Source organism: Vibrio sp. M260118 (assembly GCF_036533755.1).
GTDB lineage: Bacteria > Pseudomonadota > Gammaproteobacteria > Enterobacterales > Vibrionaceae > Vibrio.
In genome coordinates, this window is record NZ_JATABG010000156.1 from 1 (window position 1) to 7,802 (window position 7,802).

A 7,802-nucleotide genomic window follows, 5' to 3' on the forward strand; every position below is an offset into this window, starting at 1 on the left:
GCATTATGTGATTTAACTCTATGATTTTTATTGGTTTGTAGGAAAAAACGAGATTTAGTTACCACTAAGTGGGTAAATATTTTTTCAGAACTGATCTGGGTCAATTTTTTTCATAACCTGAAATAATATACTCAGTCCTGAAAGCGATTTACTAAATGCTCTGTTCTTAGAACCACAGTGATTTTAATAAAAAGTTTTTAATATTAATAATTTAGGAGTTTCACTATGCCTGTAACTAATATGGCCGAACTAGATGCAATGGTAGCTCGCGTAAAAGCAGCCCAAGCAGAGTTTGCAACTTTCTCTCAAGAGAAAGTAGACGCAATCTTCCGCGCAGCATCTCTAGCCGCTAACCACGCTCGTATTCCACTAGCACAGCAAGCGGTTGAAGAGTCTGGCATGGGTATTGTTGAAGATAAGGTTATCAAAAACCACTTTGCTTCAGAGTTTATCTACAACAAATACAAGGATGAAAAAACTTGTGGCATCCTAGAAGAGGATGACAACCTAGGTACAATGACTATCGCAGAACCTGTAGGTATCATCTGTGGTATCGTACCAACAACTAACCCTACTTCTACTGCAATCTTCAAATCTCTAATCTCTCTAAAAACTCGTAACGGCATCATCTTCTCGCCACACCCACGTGCGAAGAACTCTACTAACGATGCTGCTAAACTAGTTCTAGACGCAGCAGTAGCAGCAGGTGCTCCAAAAGACATCATCGGTTGGATCGACCAGCCATCTGTAGAGCTTTCAAACGCTCTAATGAAGCACGACGACATTGCTCTTATCCTAGCTACTGGTGGTCCAGGCATGGTTAAAGCAGCTTACTCTTCTGGTAAGCCAGCAATCGGTGTAGGTGCAGGTAACGTTCCTGTAGTTATCGACGAAACGGCTGACGTTAAACGTGCGGTAGCTTCTATCCTAATGTCTAAGACTTTCGATAACGGCGTAGTATGTGCTTCTGAGCAGGCTGCAATCGTAGTTGACGAAGTATACGACGAAGTTAAAGAGCGTTTCGCAACTCACAAAGCAGTTGTACTAAGCAAAGCTGACGCAGATAAAGTACGTAAAGTACTTCTTATCGACGGCGCACTTAACGCTAAGATCGTTGGTCAGCCAGCAGCAGCTATCGCTGAGCTAGCAGGCGTTAAAGTTCCAGCTGACACTAAAGTTCTTGTTGGTGAAGGTCTAGGTAAAGTATCTTACGATGACGCATTCGCTCACGAAAAACTATCTCCAACTCTAGGTCTATTCCGCGCTGACGATTTCGAAGACGCAGTTGCTCAAGCGGTAACTATGGTTGAAATCGGTGGTATCGGTCACACATCTGGTCTATACACTAACCAAGACACAAACGCAGATCGCATCCGTTACTTCGGTGACAAGCTAAAAACTGCACGTATTCTTGTAAACATCCCAACTACTCACGGTGGTATCGGTGACCTTTACAACTTCAACGTAGCACCTTCTCTAACTCTAGGTTGTGGTTCATGGGGTGGTAACTCTATCTCTGAGAACGTAGGTCCTAAGCACCTTATCAACAAGAAAACTGTAGCGAAGCGAGCTGAAAACATGTTGTGGCACAAACTACCTAAGTCTATCTACTTCCGTCGTGGTAGCCTTCCAATCGCTCTTGGCGACCTAGAAGGTAAGAAACGCGCATTCCTAGTAACTGACCGTTTCCTATTCAACAACGGTTACGCTGATGAAGTAGTTAAACTACTTAAAGCTCAAGGTATCGAAGTTCAAGTATTCTTCGACGTAGAAGCGGATCCAACGCTATCTGTTGTTGAGAAAGGCGCTGAAGCAATGAAGAGCTTCCAGCCAGACGTTATCCTAGCTCTAGGTGGCGGTTCTCCAATGGATGCAGCTAAGATCATGTGGGTAATGTACGAGCACCCAGAAACGCACTTCGCTGAACTAGCAATGCGCTTCATGGATATCCGTAAGCGTATCTACAAGTTCCCTAAAATGGGTCAAAAAGCTGAGCTTGTATGTATCACTACAACTTCAGGTACTGGTTCAGAAGTTACTCCATTCGCTGTTGTTACAGACGACAAGACTGGTGCTAAGTACCCACTAGCTGACTACGAAATCACGCCAAACATGGCTATCGTTGATGCTAACCTAGTAATGAACATGCCTAAGTCTCTAACAGCATTTGGTGGTTACGATGCAGTAACTCACGCTCTAGAAGCTTACGTATCTGTTCTTGCTAACGAATACTCAGATGGTCAAGCTCTACAAGCGCTTAAGATGCTTAAAGAGTACCTACCATCAAGCTACGCGAACGGCGCAAACGACCCAATCGCTCGTGAAAAAGTACACAACGCGGCAACTATTGCTGGTGTAGCATTCGCGAACGCATTCCTAGGTGTTTGTCACTCTATGGCTCACAAGATTGGTGCTGAGTTCCACCTACCACACGGTCTGGCGAACGCACTACTAATCTCTAACGTTGTTCGTTACAACGCTAACGACAACCCAACTAAGCAAACTGCGTTCTCTCAATACGACCGTCCACAAGCACGTCGTCGTTACGCTGAAGTCGCTGACCACCTAGGCCTAAGCCAAGCTGGTGACCGTACTGCTCAGAAGATTGAACGTCTACTAGCATGGTTGGATGAGCTAAAAGCTAACCTAGACATCCCAATGTCTATCCAAGCTGCAGGTGTTTCTGAAGCTGACTTCGTAGCAAAACTAGACGAGCTAGCTGTTGAAGCGTTCGATGACCAGTGTACAGGTGCTAACCCACGTTACCCTCTAATCACTGAGCTAAAAGAAGTTCTACTAGCGTCTTACTACGGTAAAGCATTCGTTGAAGGTGAAACTTTCGAAGGTACTACAGTTATCAAGAAGAAAGCAGACCAAGAAGCAGCGAAAGCACCAAAGGGTAAGAAAGCTAAAGCTGAAGCTTAATCGATAAGATTTAGTTTGAGGTAGGTTTTCGCTAGCACGAAATCTACAAATCGGGAAAAGACCAAGCCCCAGTCGAAAGACTGGGGCTTTTTTTGTGTGGGATAAATGGAACGGGCTGCGCCCTGTGGAAACCGGATCGCTACGCTGCTAGGACGGACTTCGTTCTATGGTTCACTACGCTTCTGGAAAATGGAATTGGGCTTCGCCCCTCGGGAAAAATATAGTTGATTCTCTAAGGATCCCCATTAACCTCAGTTATCCAGTTATCCAGTTATCCAGTTATCCAGTTATCCAGTTATCCAGTTATCCGTAGGACGAAGTCCGTTCCCGCATCCAAGCGAAGCGTTCGAAAACAAGAAGGGTTGATGCTTTCACATTAACCCTCTAAATTTCTCCAGCGCTCTATTACCCCGTCATTCCTTAGAGCGACGAAGGAGAGAGTAAGGAATCTCTAAACCTTTACCACAGACAAAAAAAGAGCCCTACGATGAGGGCTCTTGGAAGGTAAGTTTTGATTAGTACTTAAAGCGACTAATCTGACCGGATAAGTCACCTGTGTGGTGAGAAATCTCATCTGCTAGAGTTTGCAGGTTAGAGTTAACCGCTTCTAATTCACCTGCGCTGGCGTCAAGCTGGTTCATGTCTTCTGCAATGGTTGCACTTACGTTTGACTGCTCTTCACAAGCAGAAGCTACTGAGTGAACCATACCGTTGATAGCGGAGACCGACTCAATGATCACGCCAAGTGCCGATTCAATCTCGTCTGAGCTCTGTTTCGTCTTCTCAACCAAGCCTTTAGACTCTTGAGTTGCTTCGAACGACGCTTTAGTTTCGCTCTGTAGACGTTCAATAATTGACTCAATTTCGTTAGTTGATTCATGAGTCTTAGAAGCTAGCGCACGAACTTCGTCAGCAACAACCGCGAAACCACGACCACTTTCACCGGCACGCGCAGCCTCGATAGCGGCGTTCAGGGCAAGTAGGTTAGTTTGCTCTGCAATCGCTTTGATTACTTCGATAACGCGACCGATATCTTCGCTACTGATGTTGAGTGAATTTGCGCACTCTGCAGCACTCTCTAAGCTACTAACAAGTTGGTCGATGTTTTGTGCGTTAAGCTTGATTGTCTCACCACTCTTGTGGCTAAGATCCAACGCTTCGTTAGTTTGTGACAGCGTGCTATCAGTGTTTGACGCGATCTCTTTGGTTGCCAAGTTGAACTGTTCGATTTTGCTTAAGCTCTCATGAGTAAGCGCAGACTGCATTTGAGTCTTCTGGTTCATCTCGTCGCGTAAGCGGCTAATCTCTTGACCATTCGTACTAAGCTCTGCGGTTGTTTGCGCGGTATCGACAATGATTGACTGTACCGTTTCAACGAACTTGTTGAACGCATTCGCTAGTCCAGCAACTTCGTCGTCGCCTTTAGCTTGTACACGTGAGGTTAGGTCACCACCGCCCGCTGCGATGTCATTCATTCGGTCAGACATCAATTTAATTGGTGTTACTACGCCTTTATCAAGAACAAAGCCGATTAGCAGGATGTTGACGATAACGATTGCTAAAATAATCGCTGATGACGTCTTGGTCATGTTGGCCAGTTTGTGTCTTTCTGCAGCCTTGTTGTAGGCAATCTCGACTTCACCAACAGGTAGGTTATCCCATGTGATCTTGATGGTTGCGCGCGATTCAACTTCACGTAGGTCAACTTGAGCCAGTGTCTTACCGTTTTGGTCATTAACCTTGATAGCAGAGATCAGTGATTTTTGCGCGTAGGCATCAATGATGTTTTGAATCAGTAGCTTGTCATACACATAGACAGGCTCTTGCAGAATAACCGCCAGTTCGCTTTCCATTGCTTGAATGGTTTGCTGTGTTTCCGACTCAATGGAGCTTTTGTTGATGAAATACTGAGTTGGTAGTGCAATTGCCGCCACTATAGCCATAACGACAGTAACTAGCAGCATTATTTTTTTTGTAAGTTTGTTCATGTTTAACTCGACTATGGCTGAAGTGGGTTATAGAAGAATCGTTCTGGAATTGAACGAGTCTCAGGCGTTAAGTAAGGATTATCAAGGTCGATAATCACCCTGTTCTCGAGGTTAGCTTGCGATAGTGCCGCTTTAACTTCAGAGTCGTTAAAGAACATTTCTTCATACAAACCTTCATCGAATATTTCGGTCATAATTTCAAGCATGTGCTCTGCGAGATCTGGGTTGCTCTTACTGACAAACAGCATATAAGGCATGCGGTAGCGCAGCATGATGTTGGAATCTACCGCGAGTGGAAGCTCAGGGTGAGAAGCAACTTCAGCGAATGGTTCCATTACGCCTCGAGCGAAAAAGTGGCAGCGGTTTCCTGCAAGCATCATTTCAAAGATGTTTGGATATTTAAGCGATTTCGCGGTGACGAGGTCATTTGCATCCAAGATATGAGTATCTGGCCAAGTTTTACCAGAACAGATCTTGTAGTTCATTAGGTCTGCCTTGGTGTCAACATTTGCCAGCATCTGGCTGTCTTTCTGATGAATTAATCCGATTCGCATTCCCAGCATTCCACGGAAAATTGGAAATCGTACAGGAATGAACCGTTTTTCAAGATCTGTGCTGGTGGCAGTCCAGGCGATATCGAGTTTTCCGGACTCTAGATCGGCCAAAATTCGTGTTCCAGCGGGCTCACCAGTTTTTGCATAAATATATTCAATGTCGTCAAACCTGTCTGAGCGTTTAACGAACTCCTTGACTAAGGTGAGGTGTAGCTTTTTATCATCAGGTACCCCTGCCACTTTTAAAGAAGCGGCAGAAGCCATTGATGACAAAGAAGCTAGCAAGACCAAAGCAAGCGATTGTCTAAGCTTCATATATCCTCGTTACTAGGTTTATTGTTATTAGTATGCTATCGGCAGCCGTATGCCGTACTTTAATGAAATTTTAATCAATAGTGCCGAATAACGAGTATAGTAAGTTTTGAATAAAAAAACTGGCTATTCAGCCAGTTTTCTCATTAGTTGGGAAAGTTATTTTTCGTCTTCTGGTAGCTTAACATTCAGCTCAAGAACGGATATATCGTCATCCTTTTGTTCAAATGATAAGTCAACCATTGAAGGGTCGATATCGACATACTTGCTGATCGCTTTTAGGATGTCGTCTTTTAGCTGAGGTAAGTATGACGGAGCAGGGTCACCCTCGCGACGACGCTCAGCGACGATGATTTGCAAACGCTCTTTTGCTAGGTTTGCTGAACTCTTCTTCTGCGGACGGAAAAATTCTAGTAGTGACATTTAGCCTCCGAATAGTCGTTTAAAGATGCCTTTCTTCTGTTCAGTCAGAAAACGGAAATCCACTTGCTGGCCAAGCAGACGCTCTACCGTATCATCGTAAGCCATACCTGCATCAGACTGATCATCGAAAATCACCGGCACACCTTTGTTGGATGCATTCAGGACCGCTTGGCTCTCGGGAATAACGCCTAGTAGCGAGATGTGTAGGATCTCTTCAACGTCTTCAACGCTTAGCATTTCGCCTTGAGTCACGCGTGTTGGATTGTAGCGAGTGAGTAGCAGGTGCTGCTTAACTGGCTCTAAACCTTCTTCTGCGCGACGAGACTTAGAATCTAGAATGCCAAGAATACGATCCGAGTCGCGAACAGATGAGACCTCTGGGTTAGTGGTGACGATAGCTTCGTCAGCAAAGTATAGTGCCATTAGCGCGCCTTGCTCGATACCTGCTGGCGAATCACAAATAACAAAATCAAAGCCCATTTCGTCAAGTTCATCGAGAACGCGGCGTACACCTTCTTTGGTTAACGCATCTTTGTCACGAGTTTGAGATGCCGGAAGGATGAACAAGTTCTCTGTGCGTTTGTCTTTGATCATCGCCTGGTTTAGCGTTGCTTCACCATTGATAACGTTAACAAAGTCGTAGACCACGCGGCGTTCACAGCCCATGATTAAATCGAGGTTACGCAGACCAATATCAAAATCAATAACTGCGGTTTTCTTTCCTTTTACAGCAAGGCCTGAAGCAATTGCTGCGCTTGAGGTGGTTTTACCCACTCCGCCTTTGCCTGAAGTGACAACAATAACGCGTGCCATATGTGTTCCTTATGAGATTAAATCGTTAACAACTCGAACTTGAGAGAGTCGTCTTGCAAGCTGAACATGATTTTTTGTTGCCAGAACTCATCAGCGAATTGCTCGGTCAGCCAGTAGTGACCTGCAATCGACATAAGTTCTGCATTGAGTTTGTTACAGATGATAACTGCGCCAGTGTTACCACTTGCACCGGCTATAGCGCGGCCGCGCAATGTACCATGAATATGAATTGAGCCATCAGCAATCACCTCAGCACCTTCACTGACATGATTAAGTACAACTAGGTCACAATCTTTCGCGTAGATCTGTTGACCGGAGCGCACCGGAGTGCGAACAATCTTAGTCGGCTTCAGCTGCGCAGGAGCTTGCGTAGGCGATTTACTGGCTGACATAATCGCAAACTTGGCTTCTGATGCTAGATTTTGTGTTCGTTTATCTTTGCATCCGGTGACACCTACAGGAATCATGCCCGCTTGAGATATGCCCGCTTTGAGCCGAGTAAAGTCTATATCGCCTTCAACTTTAGAGATATTGATGACTACTGGCGCATGAGCAAAAAATGCCGGGGCTTGCTTTACCTTTTCTTGTAGGAAATGAATAGTTTCATCAATATTGTTGTCAGAAAGGTGTAAAACTGACAAAGTAAAGCTACTACCTTTTAGGTCTGGGGCGTGTGACATCTTATACTTACAACCTCTTAAGGGCGTTGCCTGAGACTAGGGGTGTCATGTTATATTCCCAGAATAAGCACAGCAAGTTATCTTGCACCCAATTGACTGTTTTGCTG

General features: G+C 44.9%; 6 protein-coding genes. 1 reads left to right on the forward strand and 5 read right to left on the reverse strand.

The genetic code is table 11. The annotated features are described in order from the left end of the window. The first annotated feature begins 225 nt into the window (after positions 1 to 225). Positions 226 to 2,925, forward strand: a complete 2,700-nt coding sequence (adhE, locus tag QTO00_RS10840) for a bifunctional acetaldehyde-CoA/alcohol dehydrogenase (RefSeq protein WP_331424811.1) — start codon at positions 226 to 228, stop codon at positions 2,923 to 2,925. Between the two features lie 515 nt (positions 2,926 to 3,440). On the opposite strand, the gene QTO00_RS10845 is transcribed toward adhE, so the two are convergent. The 5 genes from QTO00_RS10845 to minC form a co-directional block, all read right to left on the reverse strand. Beyond that, positions 3,441 to 4,913, reverse strand: a complete 1,473-nt coding sequence (locus QTO00_RS10845; RefSeq protein WP_331424812.1) for a methyl-accepting chemotaxis protein — start codon at positions 4,911 to 4,913, stop codon at positions 3,441 to 3,443. Between the two features lie 11 nt (positions 4,914 to 4,924). Next, on the reverse strand, positions 4,925 to 5,782 hold the full coding sequence (locus QTO00_RS10850) for an ABC transporter substrate-binding protein (protein ID WP_331424813.1): 858 nt from the start codon (positions 5,780 to 5,782) through the stop codon (positions 4,925 to 4,927). Between the two features lie 156 nt (positions 5,783 to 5,938). After that, on the reverse strand, positions 5,939 to 6,202 hold the full coding sequence (minE, locus tag QTO00_RS10855) for a cell division topological specificity factor MinE (RefSeq protein ID WP_331424814.1): 264 nt from the start codon (positions 6,200 to 6,202) through the stop codon (positions 5,939 to 5,941). Next, positions 6,203 to 7,015 carry a septum site-determining protein MinD gene (minD, locus tag QTO00_RS10860; protein ID WP_331424815.1) on the reverse strand — a complete coding sequence of 271 codons (813 nt, stop codon included), beginning with the start codon at positions 7,013 to 7,015 and terminating at the stop codon, positions 6,203 to 6,205. A gap of 17 nt (positions 7,016 to 7,032) precedes the next feature. Continuing rightward, entirely contained in the window at positions 7,033 to 7,695 is a 663-nt protein-coding gene (gene minC / locus QTO00_RS10865) for a septum site-determining protein MinC (protein ID WP_331424816.1), read from the reverse strand. Positions 7,696 to 7,802 lie beyond the last annotated feature (107 nt).